The 21,795-nt window shown below is 62.3% G+C and carries 13 protein-coding genes and 1 pseudogene; 9 read left to right on the top strand and 5 right to left on the bottom strand.

All coding sequences use genetic code 11. The features are described 5' to 3' along the window. Window positions 1–9 precede the first annotated feature (9 nt). Entirely contained in the window at window positions 10–3,171 is a 3,162-nt protein-coding gene (locus tag QN224_RS00515) for an efflux RND transporter permease subunit (protein ID WP_283975143.1), read from the top strand. Window positions 3,172–3,428: 257 nt separating this feature from the next. Continuing rightward, complete coding sequence (locus QN224_RS00510) at window positions 3,429–4,067, top strand: TetR family transcriptional regulator (RefSeq protein ID WP_173511369.1); 639 nt, start codon at window positions 3,429–3,431, stop codon at window positions 4,065–4,067. 29 nt (window positions 4,068–4,096) lie between these two features. On the opposite strand, the gene polA is transcribed toward QN224_RS00510, so the two are convergent. Then, window positions 4,097–7,111 carry a DNA polymerase I gene (gene polA / locus QN224_RS00505; protein WP_283975142.1) on the bottom strand — a complete coding sequence of 1,005 codons (3,015 nt, stop codon included), beginning with the start codon at window positions 7,109–7,111 and terminating at the stop codon, window positions 4,097–4,099. Window positions 7,112–7,616: 505 nt separating this feature from the next. Here polA and QN224_RS00500 point away from each other — a divergent pair. The 3 genes and pseudogenes from QN224_RS00500 to QN224_RS00490 all read left to right on the top strand — a co-directional run bounded on the left by QN224_RS00500 (window position 7,617) and on the right by QN224_RS00490 (window position 10,713). Beyond that, window positions 7,617–7,931, top strand: a pseudogene (locus QN224_RS00500) (MarR family transcriptional regulator). A gap of 98 nt (window positions 7,932–8,029) precedes the next feature. Beyond that, the gene (locus tag QN224_RS00495; RefSeq protein ID WP_283975140.1) at window positions 8,030–9,421 is read left to right on the top strand and encodes a M20/M25/M40 family metallo-hydrolase; all 1,392 of its coding nucleotides are present in this window, start codon (window positions 8,030–8,032) and stop codon (window positions 9,419–9,421) included. A gap of 341 nt (window positions 9,422–9,762) precedes the next feature. Further along, complete coding sequence (locus QN224_RS00490) at window positions 9,763–10,713, top strand: YbhN family protein (RefSeq protein WP_173511372.1); 951 nt, start codon at window positions 9,763–9,765, stop codon at window positions 10,711–10,713. A 115-nt stretch (window positions 10,714–10,828) separates the two neighbouring features. On the opposite strand, the gene QN224_RS00485 is transcribed toward QN224_RS00490, so the two are convergent. Next, window positions 10,829–11,323 carry a hypothetical protein gene (locus QN224_RS00485; protein WP_173511373.1) on the bottom strand — a complete coding sequence of 165 codons (495 nt, stop codon included), beginning with the start codon at window positions 11,321–11,323 and terminating at the stop codon, window positions 10,829–10,831. A gap of 105 nt (window positions 11,324–11,428) precedes the next feature. Continuing rightward, a complete protein-coding gene (locus tag QN224_RS00480; protein WP_283975139.1) occupies window positions 11,429–12,316 on the bottom strand; it encodes a DMT family transporter in 888 nt (295 codons plus the stop codon). 482 nt (window positions 12,317–12,798) lie between these two features. Here QN224_RS00480 and QN224_RS00475 point away from each other — a divergent pair, with 482 nt between their 5' ends. From QN224_RS00475 to dnaJ, 3 genes are all read left to right on the top strand, one after another. Then, window positions 12,799–15,033, top strand: coding sequence for a transglycosylase domain-containing protein (locus tag QN224_RS00475; protein WP_283976070.1), 2,235 nt, complete (start codon window positions 12,799–12,801; stop codon window positions 15,031–15,033). A gap of 262 nt (window positions 15,034–15,295) precedes the next feature. Continuing rightward, window positions 15,296–17,218, top strand: a complete 1,923-nt coding sequence (gene dnaK, locus QN224_RS00470; protein ID WP_173511375.1) for a molecular chaperone DnaK — start codon at window positions 15,296–15,298, stop codon at window positions 17,216–17,218. Between the two features lie 267 nt (window positions 17,219–17,485). Next, on the top strand, window positions 17,486–18,628 hold the full coding sequence (dnaJ, locus tag QN224_RS00465; protein WP_283975138.1) for a molecular chaperone DnaJ: 1,143 nt from the start codon (window positions 17,486–17,488) through the stop codon (window positions 18,626–18,628). Between the two features lie 153 nt (window positions 18,629–18,781). On the opposite strand, the gene QN224_RS00460 is transcribed toward dnaJ, so the two are convergent. Then, the gene (locus QN224_RS00460) at window positions 18,782–19,786 is read right to left on the bottom strand and encodes an anion permease (protein WP_283975137.1); all 1,005 of its coding nucleotides are present in this window, start codon (window positions 19,784–19,786) and stop codon (window positions 18,782–18,784) included. Further along, window positions 19,786–20,430 carry a DUF47 domain-containing protein gene (locus QN224_RS00455; RefSeq protein ID WP_283975136.1) on the bottom strand — a complete coding sequence of 215 codons (645 nt, stop codon included), beginning with the start codon at window positions 20,428–20,430 and terminating at the stop codon, window positions 19,786–19,788. Before QN224_RS00455 ends, QN224_RS00460 begins: the two co-directional genes overlap by 1 nt. Before the next feature lie 231 nt (window positions 20,431–20,661). Between QN224_RS00455 and recF the strand changes: the two genes are divergently transcribed. After that, window positions 20,662–21,786: a DNA replication/repair protein RecF gene (recF, locus tag QN224_RS00450; RefSeq protein ID WP_336621099.1), complete on the top strand. Its 1,125-nt coding sequence runs from the start codon at window positions 20,662–20,664 to the stop codon at window positions 21,784–21,786. The last annotated feature ends 9 nt before the right edge of the window (window positions 21,787–21,795 follow it).

The following is a 21,795-nucleotide window of genomic DNA, read 5'->3' as shown; positions in this document are numbered from 1 at the left end:
AGCTTGAACATGCCCAGTTTCTTTATCGACAGGCCGATCTTTGCCTGGGTGGTGGCGATCTTCATCATGCTCGCCGGCATCATTGCGATTCCGCTCCTGCCGGTATCGCAATATCCGAGCGTGGCGCCGCCGCAGATCTCGATCAACACGAGCTACCCCGGTGCCTCGTCGCAGGACACCTATCAGAGCGTCACGCGCCTGATCGAGGATGAACTGAACGGCGTTGAGGGCCTGCTTTATTTCGAGTCGACGACGAGCTCTTCCGGCTCGGCCGAAATCAGCGCGACCTTCGCACCGGGCACCGACCCCAGCCAGGCCTCGGTGGACATCCAGAACCGCGTGCAGCGCGTCGAGCCGCGCCTGCCCGATTCCGTCAGGCAGCAGGGCGTGCAGGTGGACGAGGCCGGCTCCGGCTTCCTCCTGATCATCTCGCTCACCTCGACCGACGGGTCGTTGGACGCGACGGGCCTCGGCGACTATTTGAGCCGCAACGTGCTGAGCGAGATCCAGCGCGTCCCCGGCGTCGGCCGTGCGCAACTCTTTGCGACCGAGCGCTCGATGCGAGTCTGGCTTGATCCGGACAAGATGCTCGGCCTCAATCTGACGGCGGCCGACGTGACAGCGGCGATCCAGGCGCAGAACGCCCAGATCGCTTCGGGCTCGATCGGCGCGCAGCCGAACCCGATCACTCAGCAGATCGCCGCTCCGGTCATCATCAAGGGTCAGCTTTCGACACCTGAAGAATTCGGCGCGATCGTGCTTCGCGCCAATGCCGACGGCTCCGCCGTACGGCTGCGCGATGTTGCGCGGCTCGAGATCGGCGGCGAGAGCTACTCCTTCTCGACGCGCCTCAATGGCAAGCCTTCGGCGGCCATCGCCGTGCAGCTCTCTCCAAGCGGCAACGCGATGTCGACCTCGGCCGCGATCAAGGCGCGCATGGACGAACTCGCGGAATTCTTCCCGCAGGGGCTGGAATACTCCATCCCCTACGACACCTCGCCCTTCGTCGCGGTGTCGATCGAGAAGGTGTTGCATACCCTGGTCGAGGCCGTCGGCCTCGTCTTCCTGGTGATGTTCCTGTTTCTTCAGAACGTCCGCTACACCATCATCCCGACCATCGTCGTGCCGATCGCCCTTCTTGGCACCTGCGCGGTCATGCTGGCCATGGGGTTCTCGATCAACGTCTTGACGATGTTCGGCATGGTGCTGGCGATCGGCATCCTCGTCGACGATGCGATCATCGTTGTCGAAAACGTCGAGCGCATCATGTCGGAAGAGGGACTGACGCCGAAGGAAGCCACCCGCAAGGCGATGAAGCAGATCACCGGAGCGGTGATCGGAATTACCCTGGTGCTCTCTTCCGTGTTCATCCCGATGGCCTTCTTCCCGGGTGCCGTCGGCGTGATCTACCGCCAGTTCAGCCTGACCATGGTCGTCTCGATCCTGTTCTCGGCGCTGCTCGCCCTGTCGCTGACACCCGCGCTCTGCGCGAGCTTCCTGAAGCAGGTTCCGAAGGGTCATCATCACGCCAAGCGCGGGTTCTTCGGATGGTTCAACCGTAGCTTCGACCGGACGTCGCACGGCTATACCCGCGTCGTCAGAGGCGTCGTCCACCGCACCGGCCGTTTCATGGTCATTTACCTGGCGCTGCTCGCGGGACTTGGCTGGGCCTTCCTGCAACTGCCGTCGTCCTTCCTGCCGGACGAGGACCAGGGCTTTGTCATCGTCATGATGCAATTGCCTTCGGAAGCGACCGGGAACCGTACGACGGAGGCCATCGAGCAGGCGGAGAAGATCTTCGGCCAGGAGCAGGCCGTCGACACGATCGTTGCGATCAACGGCTTCTCCTTCTTCGGCACCGGCCAGAATGCGGGCCTTGCCTTCGTGACGCTCAAGGACTGGAGTGAACGTGACGCGAACAATGCAGCGCAGTCGATCGCCGGCCGCGCGACGATGGCCATGAGCCAGATCAAGGACGCGATCAGCTTCGCTCTGTCGCCGCCGGCGATCCAGGGCCTCGGCACGACCGGCGGCTTCTCCTTCCGCCTGCAGGATCGCGGCGGTCTCGGCGAAGCAGCCCTTGCGAAGGCACGCGACCAGTTGCTCGGGCTCGCCTCCCAGAGCAAGGTGCTGACCGGCGTCCGTTTCGAGGGCATGCCCGATGCCGCGCAGGTCACGGTCAACATCGATCGCGAGAAGGCCAACACCTTCGGCGTGACCTTTGCCGACATCAACTCGACGATCTCGACCAATCTCGGCTCGTCCTATGTCAACGACTTCCCGAATGCCGGCCGCATGCAGCGCGTGACGGTGCAGGCGGACGAGAGCCAGCGAATGCAGACGGCGGATCTCCTGAACCTCAACGTTCGCAACTCGAACGGCGGCATGGTTCCGCTCTCAGCCTTTGCAAGCATCGAGTGGATCAAGGCTCCGACCCAGACGGTGGGCTACAACGGCTATCCGGCGGTCCGCATCAGCGGCGAAGCCGCTCCCGGCTATTCCTCGGGCGACGCGATTGCCGAAATGCAACGGTTGGCAGCCCAGCTTCCGGCGGGCTTCGGTTACGAGTGGACCGGTCAGTCGCTGCAGGAAATTCAGTCGGGCTCGCAGGCGCCGCTTTTGATTGCGCTCTCGTGCCTGCTCGTCTTCCTGTGCCTGGCGGCGCTCTATGAGAGCTGGTCCATTCCTGTCTCGGTGATCATGGTCGTGCCGCTCGGCGTCATCGGCGCCGTGCTCGCGGTCATGATGCGCGACATGCCGAACGATGTGTACTTCAAGGTCGGCCTGATCGCGATCATTGGCCTCTCGGCGAAGAACGCCATCCTGATCATCGAGTTCGCCAAGGAACTGCGTGACCAGGGCAAGTCGTTGATCGACGCAACGCTCGAAGCAGCGCACTTGCGCTTCCGGCCGATCCTGATGACCTCGCTCGCCTTCACCCTCGGCGTTCTGCCGCTGGCGATCGCGACGGGTGCGAGCTCCGGCAGCCAGCGCGCCATCGGCACCGGCGTCATGGGCGGCATGATCTCGGCAACGGTGCTGGCGATCTTCTTCGTCCCGATCTTCTTCGTGTTCATCATGAAGATCTTCGGACGGAAAAGCGCGGCTGCCGCACCGCAAGCGGCCGTGGCGGAAGATACCGCATCCGAAATCGCCAAGGCTGCCGAGTGATCAACCATCGACGGCCCGCCTCATCCGGCGGGCCGTCGCGCTACTGCATGATTCCTTAAATGGGAATCGGTTTACGGACAAAATCATGCAGCAATTCAAAGCGCTACAGCGATCTTGGCACGTCCGATTGGACGCGCGGCACTGTAGAGCGGAATGAGGAGTATCCGCCCGCATCCCGCTCTCTAACTTCTTGGAATCGATCACGTTTAAGGTTTTGGATCGATCCGACCCAAAATCACGTGATCTGGGAGATATGCATGCGCCGAACGAAGGCCGAAGCCGAGGCTACCCGAAGCAGGATATTGAACGCCGCCGAGCGGATGTTTTTCGCCAAGGGTGTTTCCAATACGACGCTCGAGGAGGTGGCCAAAGCTGCCGGGGTCACACGCGGCGCCGTCTACTGGCATTTCGCCAACAAGACTGATCTCTTCCTCGCGCTCTACGACGCCGTGCCGCTGCCGCAGGAAGACATGGTCGCGCGCGAGGTCGAAACCGAAGCCTCCGACACCCTCGCGATCGTCGAAAGCGCCACCGGCGATTGGCTGGACATGCTTGCCAAGGACGAGCAGCGGCAGCGCATTCTCGCGATCATGCTGAGATGCGACTACGACAATGACATGTCTGCGGTGCTCGTCCGGCAGAAGGAGATCGATGACCGCCACAACGCAACGCTCGAACTCGCCTTCGCGCGTGCGCTGGAACGGGGGCAACTCCAAGTCAGCTGGACGCCGGCGTCCGCCACACGCGCCTTGCGCTGGATGATGATGGGGCTGTGCACCGAATGGCTGCTGTTCGGCCGCCGTTTCGATCTGGTGGCAGAAGGGCGCGAAGCGCTGAGGCGTCTCTTCGCCAGCTTCCGGCAACCCCAAACGGGAGCCGATCAGGCGGCCGAATAGACGGGCAACCGCTCCCCCGTCTCACGCGCTCAATGCGCCTCGTCCCAATTGAGCGCGGCGCGGGCGTCGACCTTCAGCGGCACTTTCATGTTCAGCGCCGGCATGGCGGCATTTTCCATGACTGAAACGACCACCGGGATGGTGCGCTCGATTTCACCGTCCTCGACCTCGAAGATCAATTCGTCGTGCACCTGCAGGAGCATCCGCGCGGACAGCTTCGCCTCCTCAAGCGCCGGCTCCATCTTCACCATGGCGCGGCGGATGATGTCGGCGGCAGAGCCCTGGATCGGCGCATTGATCGATGCGCGTTCGTTAAAGGCGCGATGCGAGGGGTTGGAGGAGCGGATATCCGGATAGTGGGCACGGCGGCCAAAGATCGTTTCGACATAGCCGTGCTCGCGAGCGAAGGCCTTGGTGTTCTCCATATAGTCGCGGATACCGGGGAAGCGCTCGAAATACTTCTTGATGTATTCACTCGCCTCCGAACGCTCGATCGAAAGCTGATTGGCAAGCCCGAAGGCGGAGATGCCGTAGATTATGCCGAAATTGATCGCCTTGGCACGGCGGCGGATTTCACCCGGCATGCCGTCGACGGGAACCCCGAACATCTCGGAAGCGGTCATCGCGTGGATGTCGACGCCGTCGGCAAAAGCCTGGCGAAGCTGCGGAATGTCCGCCACATGCGCGAGCACCCGGAGCTCGATCTGGCTGTAGTCCGCCGAAACCAGCTTGTGCCCCGGCGTGGCGACGAAGGCGGTGCGGATCTTGCGGCCCTCGGCGGTCCTGACCGGAATGTTCTGCAGGTTGGGGTCGGCCGAAGAAAGGCGGCCTGTAGTCGTCGCCGCCAGCGCATAGGACGTATGTACGCGCCGCGTTTCCGGATGCACGAAGCCCGGTAACGCATCGGTATAGGTGGATTTCAGTTTGGTGAGCTGGCGCCAGTCGACGATTTTGCGCGGCAGCTCATGGCCTTCGGCGGCAAGCTCCTCCAGAACCTGCGCCGAAGTCGACCATTGGCCGGTCTTGGTCTTGGAGCCGCCCGGCAATCCCATCTTGCCGAAGAGAATGTCGCCGAGCTGCTTCGGCGAGCCGATCGTGAAGGTTTCCCCGGCCAGGCGATAGATCTCGTCCTCGAGCGCCGCCGCGCCTTGCGCAAGCTCTCCCGAGAGGCGCGAGAGAATTTGGCGATCGACGGTGATGCCGCGCTCCTCCATATGGGCAAGAACGCCGACCAGCGGTCTTTCGAGCCGCTCATAGACGCGCGTCAGCCCCTTGGAGGAAAGTTGCGGCTTCAGGACGTGCCAGAGTCGCAGCGTGACGTCTGCCTCTTCCGCCACATAGGCCGTCGCCCTGTCGATATCGACGAAGTCGAACGTGAGCGAAGACCGCCCGCTGCCGGTGATGTCCTTGTAGGCCGTCAGCTTGTGATTGAGCCACCGCTCGGACAGAGAATCCATGCCATGAGCACCGTTGCCGGCATCGATGACATAGGACATCAACATGGTGTCGTCGAAGCTTTGCATGGTGATGCCATGCCGCTTCATCAACAGATAGTCGAACTTCAGGTTCTGCCCGACCTTCAACACCGACGGATCCTCGAGCAGCGCCTTTAGCCGGCTCAGCGCCTCGCGGATGGGGACCTGATTTTCGAGAAGACCACCACCAAGCAGATCGCCGGCGCCATTCTTGTGGATCAGCGGCACGTAAGCTGCCCGTATCTTCGCACCGGAGGGGTTGTCGCGGTAGTTCGCAATCGCCAGCGAAAAGCCGACCAGATCCGCCTGCATGGCGTCGGTCGATGTCGTTGCCACGTCGAGACCAACCACGCCGGCATCGCGCGCATCGGCGATCCATCGGTCGAGCGCCGCAAGATCGCGGATCGCGACGTAACCGGAACGATCGACGGAAGCCTTGGCAAAGAAATCGGCGCGCGCCCGCGCAAGGCCTTGTGAAGTCGCGCCGGTGACATCGGCATCCTCGGGGCTAGAAAGGAATGAAACGGCGGCCTTTGCTGCCTGCCCACGCGGCGGGGCGGTGCTTGACGATTCGGCAGAGGGCGGCGGACCGGCAGCCTCCCCGGTGTCGAGATCCGGTCCGTGCGCCTCGATGCCCCACTCGATCGGCACATGGGCCGCTTCCACAGCTTCAGCGTCCGTGTCGGTCGCCGCCGCCACGCGGCGCGTCAATGTGTTGAATTCCATCGTCTTCAGGAAGGCAATGAGCTTTGGCCCGTTTTGCGGCTCAAGCCGCAGATCCTCGAGCGGAACGTCGAGAGGGGTATCGTTCTTCAACGTCACGAGTTGGCGGGAAAGGCGAGCAAGCTCGGCATTGGCGATGATGTTCTCGCGCCGCTTCTGCTGCTTGATCTCGCCGGCGCGTGCCAGCAGCGTATCGAGATCGCCGTATTCTTCCAGAAGTTGGGCCGCGGTTTTCGGTCCGATGCCGGGAATGCCCGGCACGTTGTCGGTCGAATCGCCTGTCATCGCCTGGAGATCGATCATCTTCTCCGGCGGCACGCCCCATTTTTCGATCACATCGGGAATCGTGATCTGCTTGTCCTTCATGCTGTCGTACATCGACACCCTGGGCGTCAGCAGTTGCATGAGGTCCTTGTCCGAGGAAACGATCGTCACGTCGGCGCCCGCCTCTTCGGCAAGCCGGGCATAGGTCGCGATCAGGTCGTCCGCCTCATAGCCTTCCTTCTCAATGCAGGGCAGGTTGAAGGCGCGGGTGGCATGTCGGATCAACCCGAACTGCGGGATCAGATCTTCGGGCGGCGCGGTGCGGTTCGCCTTGTACTGGTCGTAAAGCGTGTTGCGGAAGGTCTTCGAGGAATAGTCGAAGATCACCGCAAAATGCGTCGGTGTCACGCCGACCGACGTATCGCGCGCATCGGTCAGGAGCTTCCAGAGCATGTTGCAGAAGCCGGCGACCGCATTGACCGGAAGGCCATCGGACTTGCGGTTGAGCGGCGGGATTGCGTGGAACGCCCGGAAGATGAAGCCCGAGCCGTCGACGAGGAAGAGGTGATCACCGTTTTTCATGCGGCCATGGATAGCGCGGGGTGAGGCAAAGGTCCATTGCGGTTTTCGTCCATAGCGCCTATCTCAAAACAGTTGCGACAGGAACACGCGGAGGCCGCCAGAAGGCTCACGGAAACGTTACACATTTGTAATGTGCGATTCAGTCGGACAATCCTTGAAAAGCCACATTTGGCTCCTCAAATTATCATCGAACGGCACTGAAATGATGCCGTCGTCTGGTGATTGGCCTGTCCCCCGCCCGCACCAGATGTGGACAAAGGCCTTATCCCCCTCTCCGGGCCTTTGTCCCGCTTTCAAAGAGCCGTCACGGCGCCGCCTCCGCGCCGCGACGGTTTTTTGTTGTCCACTCGAACAGCAGGATAACGAAAAGCTTGCGCGGTTTTCCGCTCGCATCGGCGCAGGGCTCCCCGCATCGGTGCAGGGCTCAAAGACCTGTGAACGCGGTTCAACTTCATCGCAAGCTTTGTAACTTGTCGTCGCTTCGGTTCACGCGTACCCACAGGTCATGGCCTTCAATCGCATGGAATCTGCGACTTACCTGGCCAGTCTGCTGGCCAGGAGCTTCTCGATCGGCTGGACATCGAGCAGGCAACCGTGGCCAACACGCTCGCCCGCATGGAGCGCGACGGGCTCATCACCCGCCGCAGGCACCCGAACGACAAGCGATCACAGCAGATCTTGCTGACCGACCGGGCGAGGGGGATCGAGGCCGCGGCCAAGGAAGCGGCACTCGCGATTTCGCCGCTTCGAATGGGACCTGATGCTCGTATACATGCGCATGCCGCTCGCCAACACTGCGCGCAACGACGGCGTTTCCTGATTCCTCGCATCGACAATTTACCGTTGCATCAAAAGATTTTGCTTAAAGCGACCGGCATTCGGCTTTAGGTTCCGCGCGAAACCCACATAAGGATTCGCATGATGGCAGATATCACCCCTGTGCTGGAGCGCGCCGACGCCAATCTTCCGAAGAGCCTCGACCGGCTTTTCGATCTCGTCCGCATCAAGTCCATTTCCACCGATCCGGCCTTCAAGGCAGAGTGCCGCAAGGCGGCCGAGTGGCTGGTGTCGGAACTGACCGCGCTCGGCTTCACCGCCTCGGTGCGCGACACGCCCGGTCATCCGATGGTCGTCGCCCACCACGCCGCTGCAAAGGCCGATGCTCCGCATGTGCTATTCTACGGCCATTACGACGTGCAGCCGGTCGACCCGCTGAACCTCTGGGATGCGCCTCCGTTCGAGCCGGCGATCAAGGAGGTCGAGCCCGGCCGCAAGATCATCACCGGCCGGGGCACGGCCGACGACAAGGGCCAGTTGATGACATTCGTCGAGGCGGCGCGCGCCTACAAGGAGATCCATGACGCGCTTCCTTGCCGGATCACCATTCTTTTCGAGGGCGAGGAGGAATCGGGCTCTCCGTCGCTGAAGCCGTTCCTCGAGGCCAACGCGGCGGAACTCAAGGCCGATTATGCGCTCGTCTGCGACACGAGCATGTGGGACCGTGAGACTCCGGCGATTTCCGCAGGCCTGCGCGGCCTCGTCGGCGAGGAGATCATCATCAAGGCGGCCGATCGCGACCTGCATTCGGGCTATTTCGGCGGTGCGGCGGCAAATCCCATCCACATTCTGGCCGACATCCTCGCCGGCCTTCACGACGAGACGGGCCGCGTGACACTCGAAAACTTCTATGAAGGCGTCGAGAAAACGCCCGCGCAGATCAAGGCGGCCTGGGACACGCTCGGCCAGACGGCGGAGAAGTTTCTCGGCGAGATCGGCCTGTCGATCCCCTCGGGCGAGAAGGGGCGCTCGGTGCTCGAACTGACCTGGGCACGGCCGACGGCGGAGGTGAACGGCATCACCGGCGGTTATACCGGCGAAGGCTTCAAGACTGTGATCGCGGCGCAGGCATCGGCCAAGGTGTCGTTCCGCCTCGTCGGCAACCAGGACCCAGCCAAGATCCGCGAAACCTTCCGCGCCTATGTCCGGTCGAAGGTGCCGGCCGACTGCTCGGTCGAGTTTCATGCCCATGGCGGCTCGCCGGCGATCCACCTGCCCTATGATTCCGCCCTGTTGAACACGGCGAAAGTCGCGCTTTCCGACGAATGGCCGAAACCTGCAGTCGTCATTGGCATGGGCGGCTCGATCCCGATCGTCGGCGATTTCCAGAGGATGCTCGGCATCGAATCGCTGCTCGTCGGCTTCGGCCTTTCCGACGACCGGATTCATTCACCGAACGAGAAATATGAGCTCATGTCCTTCCACAAGGGCATCCGCTCGTGGATCCGTATCCTCGACGCGCTTGCCGCCTGATTTGCTCTCGCAAACCGTGGCGGAAGTTCCGCCACGGTTTGCGATGGGACGTGCAAAGCCGGGATCGCCTCGTCTTGGCGTTCGCTCCCCCTGCCTTCAGCCCCGTCGCGATTTCCCGGATGAGTGTCGGAATCCGGTCATCGCTGCTTGACCTCGCGGCTATGGGATGTTTCCCTTTTCACAAAACAAACAGAATGGGGAAATGGGCTGTTGGTAAGGTCGAGGACCGAGACATCGCGTTCCGGACGCGGTGCTTTTAGAATGCGAGACTGGGATGGCATTCTTCTCCATCCTCCAAGGTCCCCTGCCAACCTCGCCTCCAGGAACACCCTGGCGCCGGCATGAAAAGGTTGAAAGCCTATTTCTGGCCTGTCGTCGGACTGGCGGCGATCCTGTTCTCGGTCAATGCGCTCTATCATGAGCTGCGAGGTCTTTCCGTCGATGAGTTCATCGCAAGCTTCCAGGCGATCTCGCTCGGAAGCTGGCTACTGGCCATCGGCGCGACCCTCGTCGCCTACGCGGCACTTGCCGCCTATGACAAGCTCGCACTCGACCATCTCGGGCATCACCACATTTCCATCTGGTTCATCACGGTCTGCTCGTTCACGACCTATGCCCTGTCGCATAATCTCGGCGCATCGGTGTTTTCAGGCGCCGTGGTGCGCTACCGGGCCTACCGCTCGAAGGGCCTGACGGCCGGCGAGGTCGGCGTTCTGGTCGCCTTCTGCTCCTTCACCTTCACGCTCGGCACGCTGATGTTGTCGGCGATCGTTCTCCTGGCGAAGCCGGACATCATCGAGCGCTTTGCGGAATTCCTGCCGATCGAGATGTCGCTGACGACCGGCGTCGTCATTCTCGCGCTCGTCGGGCTCTACGTGCTCGGCAGCCTGATCGGACTTCGGCCGATTCGCATGCGCTGGTTCCAGCTTCACTATCCACGGCCCTCGATCGTCTTCAGGCAATTGGTGATCGCTCCCGTCGAACTGCTCGGTGCCGCCGGAATCATCTATTTCGCCCTGCCGCAGGCCGGCAATCCCGGCTACGTGGTGATTCTCGGGATCTTCCTGGCGTCCTTCTCGGCAGCGCTGCTGTCGCACGCGCCCGGCGGCCTCGGCGTGCTCGAGCTCGTCTTCATCGCAGCGCTTCCGGAAATGGATCCGGCAGACGTTCTGGCGGCACTCGCGATCTTCCGGCTGCTCTACCTGATCGTGCCGTTCGTCATGGCGCTCGTAGTCATCCTGATTTACGAGCGCTCGCGCTTCCTGGCGCAGCGAAACGGCGGAATGCCGTAGAGCCTACCGCGCGATAGAGAGACGACTAAAGCGCGTCGCATTCAAGGCGACGCGCTTTAAGTCTTTGTTTGCGTGCATGTCGTTGTCCCGAAACCGCTGCTCCGGGCGACGCGCATTAGGGAACGTCGCAAACGGCGGGTATCGCCTGCTCGATCGGTCCTTCCACCTCCTTGAGCCGCGCCGCCTCGATCTGATAGGGCGTGAAGGGGGGCGCCTGCTGCGCCGGATTGATGATGCGGGCGACATAGCAGCCTGCAAACAAGCGAGTTTTTGTCGGCCGCTCGATAGATTTGACCGCAACGGGAATGGCGGCGTAGACGCTGCCGGCAGCACCCTCGGTCGTCACTTTTCCAATCCTGACCTCGACCGAAATCGTGTTCGCATAGCCGCGCGAGAAATCCGCGAAACCGCCGACAGGCTGTGTCTCGGCGAAATAACCGTAGGCGCGGGCATATTCCTTCCGGTTGATCGCGTTGTAGAGCGAACGCACAAGTGCCGCGCCATCGGACCGGTCGTCGACATAGGCGGCGACCACTTCCTCCGCCGAGGCTTCGGCCTTCACCACCGCAAGGGCTGCAAGCGCGAGCGCTGCCATCAAACAAACCTTCATCGCCTTCTCCTTTCACCGGACACCCATTCAAAGCCCGGCAAGTGGCAGCCAGAAGGCAAGGGAGGGTTCACCTGATCGCGAGGGCGATTTGAAGCCGATGCGGGATCACTGCGGCGGCAGGCCGGCCTTGCGCCTTGCAACCACGTGCTCGCGCCAGACCGTGAAGATGCCGGCCGCGACAACGAGGATCGAGCCGAGGATCATATTTGTCGTCAGCGTCTCGCCAAAGATGGTGACGCCCATGATCGAGGCGAAGACGAGTTGCAGATAGGTGAGCGGCTGGACGGCGACGGCATCGAGCATGTCGTAGGCGCGAATCAGGAAATAGTGGCTGGAGGTCCCGGTGACGCAGAGCAGCAGCATCCAGACCCAATCGGTCGGCGCCAGCGCCGTCCAGAAGAACGGGCCGACGAGGCTGATCGCAACCGCGCCGATGATGCCGGTGTAGAAGAAGCTTGTCATCGCCGAATCGGCGCGGCTGACCAGTCGCGTCGTGATAATATAGATCGCAAACATCAGCGCCGCCGAGAGCGGCAGCAGAAAGCTCTTGTCGAAGGTGCCCTGCTGCGGCTTCAGGATCAGAAGCACGCCGATAAGCCCTGCCGAAATCGCAGCCCAGCGCCGCCAGCCGACGCGCTCGCCAAGAAGCGGCATGGACAGGAGCGCGACGAAGAGCGGGGTAGCCGCCAGAATCGCCTGCGAATGCGCCAGGCCGACGACGGTGAAGGCTGTGATCACGACCACGATCTGCGTTGGTAGCAGCACACCGCGTAGCACCTGCAACACTGGCCTCTTCGTCACGATCGTGGCCTTCAGCCCACCCTGCGCCCGCGCCGCCAGGGCGACGGCAAAGGCGGCAAACGCCCAATAGCGGATCATCGACACGAAGACCGGCGGATAGAGGGTGCCAAGATGTTTGGAGATGCCGTCCTGGATCGCGAAAATGACGATCGCAGCAAGCGCGAAGACGTAGCCGTTTGCCCTGGATTTCATGAGCAACCTGATATACCAGCGCCGGGATTAAGGGAACATGCAGCAGGCGGATACAAAAAGACCCCGAGCCGGGAGGAGGTGGCTCGGGGTCCTTGAATTCGATCGGTTCCTGGGAGGAGGAGTGAAACCGATCCGCATCGGGCGCCGCGGGAGGAGGTGCAGCGCTTCGATGAGTTCAAGATAAATCATTTAGTCTGATTTAATACCGCTAATGCTGCAATGCAGCAATGCGTTGGACGCAGGGCGAGATGGCAACATGTGACCTGAAATCTGTCGCGGCAGAATTTGCGCTTTCCGGAAAATCGAGACGACCGTTCCCGTTGTTCAGCAACTCTTAACTCCCCCTTAAATTGCCGCATTTAGAGTCCAACGCATCGGCACGTGCGGGCAGATTAGCTCGAACCGCACGACAGGAATTGCGCCGCCGGGAATCGCTTTTGAGCGATGACGGATCGGACCTCAAAGGGATAGTTCCTTCCGGCATGGCAGCACGCGGCAAATCAGGACAACGGATCGAACCTTCCTTCGGCGGCGACAGCGATGACGACGAGTTGCGTGTCGAGGCGAGCGATCGCGTGAGCGGCGGCGCCCGCCGGCCCGCCCGTGGCAAGTCCGAAGCCGGCAAGCGAAAGAACCCCAAGCGCGGCGGCCGAAGCGGCTCCAAGTCCAGCGGCGGCGGCTTTTTCGGCCTTGTCCGCAGGCTCGCTTACTGGTGCGTCGTGCTCGGCATTTGGGGCGCAATCGGAGTCGGCGGTCTCGTGCTCTATTACGGCGCGCGGATGCCGAGCGCGACGAGCTGGTCGATCCCCGACCGGCCGCCGAACGTGAAAATCCTTTCGGTCAACGGCGACATCATCGCCAATCGCGGTGCGACGGGCGGCGAGGCGCTGTCGCTCGAAACCATGTCTCCCTACATTCCGCAGGCGGTGATCGCCATCGAGGATCGCCGGTTCTATTCGCATTTCGGGGTCGATCCGTTGGGCCTTGCCCGCGCCATGCTGACCAATCTGATGAGCGGCCGCATGGTCCAGGGCGGCTCGACATTGACGCAGCAGCTCGCCAAGAACCTGTTCCTCTCGCCCGAGCGCACGCTGGAGCGCAAGGTCCAGGAAGTGCTGCTCGCCTTCTGGCTCGAGCAGAAATACTCCAAGGACCAGATCCTCGCGATGTATCTCAACCGCGTGTTCTTCGGTTCCAACGCCTATGGCGTCGAGGCGGCGTCGCGACGCTACTTCAACAAGTCGGCGCGCGACGTCAATCTCGGCGAGGCGGCGCTGCTCGCCGGGCTCCTGAAAGCGCCCTCGCGGTTGTCGCCGGCGCGTGACCCGGAAGCGGCGGAGGAGCGCGCGCAGCTTGTGCTCGGCGCGATGCGCGAAGAGGGCTTCGTCACCGACGCCGAAATCAAGACGGCCATGTCGCAGACGCCGACCAAGGCGAAGAGCTTCTGGTCCGGCGCCGAACACTATGTCGCCGACATGGTCATGGACCAGCTCCCCGGGATGATCGGCGAAATCAGCCAGGATCTGGTGATCGACACGACGATCGATCTCACGCTCGAGAAGAAGGCCGAGGAAGCGATCGCCGCGGCGCTCGACGCAGACGGCGGCAAGCTCAACGCCTCTCAAGCCGCCCTCGTGTCGATCGACGGCACCGGCGCGATCCGCGCGCTGGTCGGCGGCCGCGACTATGCCGAAAGCCAGTTCGACCGCGCCTCCAAGGCCAAACGTCAGCCGGGCTCCGCCTTCAAACCCTTCGTCTATGCGGCAGCCCTGGAAATCGGCCGCACGCCGATGTCCGTCCGAAACGACGCGCCGGTCAGGATCGGGAACTGGACACCGGAAAACTACGACCAGAAATATCGCGGCGAGGTGACACTTGCCGACGCGCTTGCCAATTCGCTGAATACGATCGCGGCCCAGCTCGTCATGGAAGTCGGCCCGCAGAATGTGGTCAAGCTCGCGCATCGGCTCGGGATCGATTCCGAGATGCAGGCCAACGCCTCGATCGCGCTCGGAACGTCTGAAGTCAGCCTCGTCGAACTCACCTCCTCCTACGCACCCTTCATGAATGGCGGCTTCAAGGCGACGCCGCACGTCATCCGCCGCATCTCCACCGCCGATGGTACCGTGCTTTACGAAAATACCTACGATAACCCCCCGCGGGTGCTCGACCCGGCGATCGTCAGTGAAATGAACCAGATGATGGTGCGGGTGCTGACGAACGGAACCGGCAAGAAGGCGCGCCTGAAAGGCTGGGAGGCGGCCGGAAAAACCGGCACGACGCAATCCTTTCGCGACGCGCTCTTCGTCGGCTACACGTCCAATCTGACGACCGGCGTCTGGTTCGGCAACGACGATGGCAAGTCGATGAAGAAGGTGACCGGAGGCGGGCTTCCCGCCAAGGCGTGGCATGATTTCATGGCCGCGGCCCACGAGGGCCTGTCACCTTCGCCGCTGTTCGGAACCACCGGCGTGCAACCGGTCTTCGACGACGGTGGCGCCGTCGCAGGCGGCGGCGCCGTTCCGGACGGTTTCGCAAGCGGCAATCCCGATGCCTTCCCAGAACCGCCGGCGAGCGCGGACGGCACGGCGGCCATCGATGAGGTGCGGCCGCTCAACGAACAGAATGCCGGCGGCCCCATCCCGCCCGCAGGCGTCGGCGAGACGACCGGAGCGACCCGCCGGACGACGCTTTTCGAACTGCTGACAGGCGGTTGAGCCGCCGTGCCAACCGCGCTTTACGAACGGATTCGCCGACCGCGCTGAGGGGCCGTGCCGATATCGCTTCAACGCACCAGCAAGAGCGCTTGCTTTTGCCCCTGATCCGCCCGCAGAATGCCTTGCAGTCCGAAACGCCGGTCCTTATATACGCCGCATCGACGCAGCCGCGGCTGCGATGAAATCTAAAGACCATCCCGTTAGGGGCTGTCCCACGAATGCCTGACCGGGTTCCGACAGTCCGCTGCAAGGAGAGAACGACATGGCTAAAGTTATTGGTATTGACCTGGGAACGACCAACTCCTGCGTCGCTGTCATGGACGGCAAGGACGCGAAGGTGATCGAAAACGCCGAGGGCGCGCGCACGACTCCCTCGATGGTGGCATTTACCGACGACGGCGAACGTCTCGTCGGCCAGCCGGCCAAGCGCCAGGCCGTCACCAATCCGGAAAACACTCTTTTTGCAATCAAGCGCCTGATCGGCCGTACCTTCCAGGATCCGACCACCCAGAAGGACAAGGGGATGGTCCCCTACAAGATCACCAAGGCGGACAATGGCGACGCCTGGGTCGAAGCGCACGGCAAGGGCTACTCGCCGTCGCAGATCTCGGCCATGATCCTTCAGAAGATGAAGGAAACCGCCGAATCCTATCTCGGTGAGAAGGTCGAAAAAGCCGTCATTACCGTTCCGGCCTACTTCAACGACGCCCAGCGCCAGGCCACCAAGGACGCCGGCAAGATCGCCGGCCTCGAAGTGCTGCGCATCATCAACGAGCCGACTGCGGCCGCGCTCGCCTATGGCCTCGACAAGAAGGAAGGCAAGACCATCGCCGTCTACGACCTTGGTGGCGGCACCTTCGATATTTCGGTGCTCGAAATCGGCGACGGCGTCTTCGAGGTGAAGTCGACCAACGGCGACACCTTCCTCGGCGGTGAAGACTTCGACATGCGTCTCGTCGAATACCTCGCCGGCGAGTTCAAGAAGGAACAGGGCATCGACCTCAAGAACGACAAGCTTGCGCTGCAGCGCCTCAAGGAAGCTGCCGAAAAGGCCAAGATCGAACTGTCGTCCTCGCAGCAGACCGAAATCAACCTGCCGTTCATCACGGCCGATGCATCCGGTCCGAAGCACCTGACGATGAAGCTGTCGCGCGCCAAGTTCGAAAGCCTTGTCGATGATCTGGTCCAGAAGACGATCGCGCCGTGCAAGGCCGCGCTGAAGGATGCCGGCGTTTCGGCGGCGGAGATCGACGAAGTCGTTCTCGTCGGCGGCATGACTCGCATGCCGAAGGTTCAGGAAACCGTCAAGCAGCTGTTCGGCAAGGAGCCCCACAAGGGCGTCAACCCGGATGAGGTGGTCGCCATGGGTGCTGCCATCCAGGCCGGCGTTCTGCAGGGCGACGTCAAGGACGTTCTGCTCCTCGACGTGACGCCGCTGTCACTCGGCATCGAAACGCTTGGCGGCGTGTTCACCCGCCTGATCGAGCGCAACACGACGATCCCGACCAAGAAGTCGCAGACCTTCTCGACGGCTGATGACAACCAGTCCGCCGTGACGATCCGCGTTTCGCAGGGCGAGCGTGAAATGGCCGCCGACAACAAGCTGCTCGGCCAGTTCGACCTCGTCGGCATCCCGCCGGCACCGCGTGGCGTCCCGCAGATCGAAGTCACCTTCGACATCGACGCCAACGGCATCGTGCAGGTATCGGCCAAGGACAAGGGCACCGGCAAGGAGCACCAGATCCGCATCCAGGCGTCCGGAGGTCTCTCCGATGCCGACATCGAGAAGATGGTCAAGGACGCCGAGGCCAATGCCGAGGCCGACAAGAAGCGCCGCGAGTCGGTCGAAGCCAGGAACCAGGCGGAGAGCCTGATCCATTCTTCGGAGAAGTCGCTGAAGGAATACGGCGACAAGGTTTCGGAAGCCGACCGCAACGCTATCAGCGACGCGATCGCAGCCTTGAGGGCCGCAACCGAAGTTTCCGAGCCGGACGCCGAGGACATCAAGGCCAAGACCAATACGCTCATGGAAGTTTCCATGAAGCTCGGTCAGGCGATCTACGAAGCACAGCAGGCTGAGGCCGCCCATGCGGATGCCGCAGCCGACGCAGCTCGCGACGACGACGTCGTCGACGCCGACTTCGAAGAGGTCAAGGACGAGGACGGCCGCAAGCGGTCGGCATAACGTCTCTTTCAACCTTTGCAGTCGAGGAGCCCGGGAGCGATCCCGGGCTTTTTTGTTGCCCTCACGCCCGCCCGGCCCCGGTCGATGGATGCGGACGACCGCGCAACGGCCCGGATGCGCGCCATTTTTCGACAAAAAACCACGCGTAGCCCGAGTTGGCTATGGTATCACGCTTCAAGGTTTACTAAATCCTGTGGCAAGATAATCAGGCAGCAGCCGCCGGAACCCCGCGCTGGTACGCCTTGTCAACGGGACAATCTTTGAAGCATGAAACGTGATCTCTACGAAACGCTTGGTGTTGCGAGAAACGCGGATGAGAAGGAACTGAAAAGCGCCTTCCGCAAACTGGCGATGAAATATCATCCGGACAAGAACCCGGGCGACACGGAAGCGGAAAAGACCTTCAAAGACATCAACGAAGCCTATGAAACGCTGAAGGATCCGCAGAAGCGCGCGGCTTACGACCGCTACGGTCACGCCGCTTTCGAGCAGGGCGGCATGGGCGCCGGCTTCGGCAATGGTTTCGCGGGCGGCGGCGCCGGCGGCTTCTCCGACATTTTCGAGGACATCTTCGGCGAGATGATGGGCGGCGGCCGCCAGCGGCGCTCCTCCGGCGGACGTGAGCGCGGAGCGGATCTTCGCTACAACATGGAAATCTCGCTCGAGGAGGCCTATTCCGGCAAGACCGCGCAGATTCGGGTGCCCACATCGATCACCTGCGACGTCTGTAGCGGCAGCGGCGCCAAGCCGGGCACGAGCCCAAAAACCTGCGCGACCTGTCAGGGCTCGGGCCGTGTGCGCGCGGCTCAGGGCTTCTTCTCGATCGAGCGGACCTGCCCGACCTGCGGCGGCCGCGGTCAGACGATCACCGATCCCTGCACCAAGTGCCACGGTCAGGGCCGGGTGATGGAGGAGCGCACGCTTTCCGTCAACATTCCGGCCGGTATCGAGGACGGGACGCGCATCCGCCTTTCCGGCGAGGGTGAAGCGGGCCTCCGCGGCGGCCCCGCGGGCGACCTCTACATTTTCCTCTCCGTCAGGCCGCACGAATTCTACCAGCGCGACGGCGCCGACCTCTATTGCAGCGTGCCGATCTCGATGACGACGGCGGCGCTCGGCGGCAAATTCGACGTGGCGACGCTCGATGGTACCAAGTCCCGAGTGACCGTCCCCGAAGGAACGCAGGCCGGCAAGCAGTTCCGTCTCAAAGGCAAGGGCATGCCGGTGCTGCGCTCCACCCAGAGCGGCGACCTTTACATCCAGATCCAGATCGAGACGCCGCAGAAGCTCACCAAGCGTCAGCGCGAACTGCTGCAGGAGTTCGAGCAGATCTCGTCCAAGGAGAACAATCCGGAATCGACGGGCTTCTTCGCCCGGATGAAGGATTTCTTCGACACTCTCAGCGACTGATGCCGGTTCGAATGCGGCGGAATATCAAGCACCGCCGTCCAGGACCGAAGACATTTGGGGCGTTTCGCAGTCTCGATGAGACACCGAAACGCCCCAGCTCTTTTGAAGCTACGCTATTCCGGATGGGAAACCGTTAGACGTTCCTGAATTATCTTAGCCGATCAAGTCGACTGCGAAGTAGCTAAGAGCGGCTATCAGGGCAGCCGCCGGCATGGTGATCACCCAGGCGATGACGATGTTGCCGGCCAGCCCCCAGCGCACCGCCGACACGCGTCGTGCCGATCCGACACCGATGATGGCGCCGGTGATCGTATGCGTGGTCGAGACCGGGATGCCGAGCCAGGTGGCGCCGAACAGCGTGATGGCACCGCCCGTCTCGGCACAGAAGCCCTGCATCGGGTTGAGCTTGGTGATCTTCGATCCCATCGTGTGGACGATCCTCCAGCCGCCGAACAGCGTGCCAAGCGCGATGGCTGCCTGGCAGGTAATGACCACCCAGAAAGGCACGTGGAACTCCGACCCGAGATAGCCTTGGGAAAAGAGCAGAACAGCAATGATACCCATGGTCTTCTGCGCGTCGTTGCCGCCGTGCCCGAGCGAATAGAGCGAGGCGGAGACGAACTGCAGCACTCGGAAGGTGCTGTCGACAGCGAATGGCGTCTGGCGCACGAAGAGCCAGGACACGATCAGGACGAGAAGCAGCGCCAGGAAAAAACCGATGGCAGGCGACATGACGATCGCCCCCGCCGTCTTCAGGAGTCCGTGCCAGACGATCGCGCTGAAGCCGGTCTTGGCGAGCCCCGCGCCGACAAGGCCGCCGATGAGTGCGTGGGACGAACTCGAAGGAATCCCGAAAAGCCAGGTGACGATGTTCCAGACGATCGCCCCCATCAGCGCCGCGAAGATCACCTGCGGCGTGACGATGCCCGGATCGATAATGCCGGTCCCGAGCGTTTCGGCCACATGCAGCCCGAAGAACAGGAAGGCGATGAAGTTGAAGAAGGCGGCCCAGAAGACCGCATATTGCGGCCTCAAGACGCGGGTCGAGACGATCGTCGCGATCGAGTTGGCCGCGTCATGCAATCCGTTGAGGAAGTCGAAGAACAGAGCGACGGCGATGAGCCCCACGAGCAGCGGGAAGGCGAGCGTCGCATCCATCAGACGTTCTCGATCACGATGCCGCTGATTTCGTTTGCCACGTCCTCGAAGCGATCGACGACTTTCTCCAGTTCGCCATAGATTTCGCTGCCGATGATGTAGGCCATGGGATTGGTGGCGCCGTGACGCTGGAACAGATCCTTGAGCCCTTGGTCGTGCAACTCGTCCGAACGCCCTTCGACACGGGTCACTTCCTCGGCAATCGTGCTGAGGCGGTGAGAATTCACGCCGATCCGATTGAGCAAGGGTATGGCCTCGGCAACGAGATGGGCCGCCTGCACGACTGCGGCACCCATTTCCTGCATGCCGGGATCGAAGCTTTTCTGCTCGTAGAGCCGGATCGTCTTCACCGTCTTGTGCATCATGTCGATCGCATCATCCATCGACTGGATGAGATCCTTGATGTCTCCGCGGTCGAAGGGCGTGATGAAACTGCGGCGCACCGCGAGCAGGACTTCGCGGGTGATCTCGTCAGCCTCGTGCTCGAGCGCGACGATACGATCGCAATGGCGATCTATGTCCGGTCCCCCGGCAAGCAAAGCATTCAGAGCTTCCGCCGCTCCCATGACTGTGCGCGAATGCTGCGCAAAAAGATCGAAGAATCGATCTTCGCGAGGAAGAAGCTTGCGAAATAAGCCGATCATTAGCGATGCACCCAACCGTCGATTGTCATGAAACTGTCATATTGTACCCGCGATCCCAAGGAAAGTTCCGAAGCGCAAGAAAACAAAGGCTTCCCCCAGGGGATTCGGGGCCCGGCGAGACCAGATGACGCAGCGCCGCACGGACGGCAGAATCGGGGCCTGAATATCCTTTCGCCTTGCCTTGGCGCCGCTTTCATCCTACCTGACAGCAACGTCGAATCCGGACCCGAGATGCCCCACAAGGTCTTCCTCACTCGCCTGAAACTGACCGACTTTCGCAATTACGCGACGCTGGCGCTCGACCTCGACGCGCGCCACGTGGTGCTGACAGGCGAGAATGGCGCAGGCAAGACGAACCTTATGGAAGCGGTTTCGTTTCTCTCTCCCGGTCGAGGGCTGCGTCGTGCAGCCTATGCCGAGGTTGCGCGCGTCGGGGCAGCCGACGGCTTCTCGGTCTTTGCGGCGGTTGACGGCATGGAGGGGCCGGTAGAGATCGGCACGGGCACGGCCGGCACCGACGAAGGCCAATCGCGCCGCCTCCGGCTCAACGGGACGCCGGCCAAGACCGTGGACGAATTGACCGACCATCTGCGCGTGCTCTGGCTGACCCCTGCAATGGATGGCCTCTTCACCGGCCCTTCCGCGGATCGCCGGCGGTTTCTCGACCGGCTGGTGCTCTCGCTCGACCCTGAGCACGGGCGGCGCGCCAGCGAGTTCGAGCGCGCGATGCGAAGCCGCAACCGACTGCTGACCGAATTTCGGCCGGACCCCGCCTGGCTTTCGGCGATCGAGCGCGAGATGGCCGGGCTCGGAGTCTCCATGGCGCTGGCACGCCTCGAAATGCTGGGCCTGCTGACGGCGCTTGTCGAAAGAAGCCAAAGCGAGGGCACTTTCCCATCAGCGACGCTGTCGCTGTCAGGCTTCCTCGACGACCTCCAAGGCCTGCCTGCCTACGATCTCGAAGAGCGGTATCTCGCAATGCTACTAGAAGGCCGCAGCCGCGATGCCGCAGCAGGCCGCACGCTCGATGGTCCGCATCGCAGCGATCTCCTCATCCGTCACCGGGAAAAAAACATGGAGGCCGAGCGGTGCTCGACCGGTGAACAGAAGGCGTTGCTGGTCGGCCTCGTGCTCGCCCATGCCCGGCTTGTCGGCGACATGACCGGCCACGCGCCCGTGCTGCTGCTGGACGAAATCGCTGCCCATCTCGACGAGGCGCGGCGCTCGGCGCTCTTCGATCTGGTCGACGGCCTCGGCGGCCAAGCCTTCATGACCGGAACCGACCGGACCATGTTCACGGCGCTCGGTGAACGCGGCCGCTTCCTGACCGTTGCCAACGGGCAGGTTTCTGGGTGAGATTCGTTT

Source organism: Sinorhizobium sp. 7-81, from assembly GCF_030124405.1.
In the GTDB taxonomy this organism is placed as follows: Bacteria; Pseudomonadota; Alphaproteobacteria; order Rhizobiales; family Rhizobiaceae; genus Sinorhizobium; species Sinorhizobium psoraleae.
The sequence above is the reverse complement of the archived record's forward strand: the minus strand, read 5'-3'. Positions and strand labels throughout refer to the sequence as shown.

What these genes read in the sequence shown, in the direction of transcription:
- QN224_RS00495 (WP_283975140.1), top strand. Translation starts at nt 8,030, where the DNA reads ATGATGGCAGATATCACCCCTGTGCTGGAGCGCGCCGACGCCAATCTT.
- QN224_RS00490 (WP_173511372.1), top strand. Translation starts at nt 9,763, where the DNA reads ATGAAAAGGTTGAAAGCCTATTTCTGGCCTGTCGTCGGACTGGCGGCG.
- polA (WP_283975142.1), bottom strand. Translation starts at nt 7,111, where the DNA reads ATGAAAAACGGTGATCACCTCTTCCTCGTCGACGGCTCGGGCTTCATC.
- QN224_RS00510 (WP_173511369.1), top strand. Translation starts at nt 3,429, where the DNA reads ATGCGCCGAACGAAGGCCGAAGCCGAGGCTACCCGAAGCAGGATATTG.
- dnaK (WP_173511375.1), top strand. Translation starts at nt 15,296, where the DNA reads ATGGCTAAAGTTATTGGTATTGACCTGGGAACGACCAACTCCTGCGTC.
- recF (WP_336621099.1), top strand. Translation starts at nt 20,662, where the DNA reads ATGCCCCACAAGGTCTTCCTCACTCGCCTGAAACTGACCGACTTTCGC.
- QN224_RS00460 (WP_283975137.1), bottom strand. Translation starts at nt 19,786, where the DNA reads ATGGATGCGACGCTCGCCTTCCCGCTGCTCGTGGGGCTCATCGCCGTC.
- QN224_RS00515 (WP_283975143.1), top strand. Translation starts at nt 10, where the DNA reads ATGCCCAGTTTCTTTATCGACAGGCCGATCTTTGCCTGGGTGGTGGCG.
- dnaJ (WP_283975138.1), top strand. Translation starts at nt 17,486, where the DNA reads ATGAAACGTGATCTCTACGAAACGCTTGGTGTTGCGAGAAACGCGGAT.
- QN224_RS00485 (WP_173511373.1), bottom strand. Translation starts at nt 11,323, where the DNA reads ATGAAGGTTTGTTTGATGGCAGCGCTCGCGCTTGCAGCCCTTGCGGTG.
- QN224_RS00475 (WP_283976070.1), top strand. Translation starts at nt 12,799, where the DNA reads ATGGCAGCACGCGGCAAATCAGGACAACGGATCGAACCTTCCTTCGGC.
- QN224_RS00455 (WP_283975136.1), bottom strand. Translation starts at nt 20,430, where the DNA reads ATGATCGGCTTATTTCGCAAGCTTCTTCCTCGCGAAGATCGATTCTTC.
- QN224_RS00480 (WP_283975139.1), bottom strand. Translation starts at nt 12,316, where the DNA reads ATGAAATCCAGGGCAAACGGCTACGTCTTCGCGCTTGCTGCGATCGTC.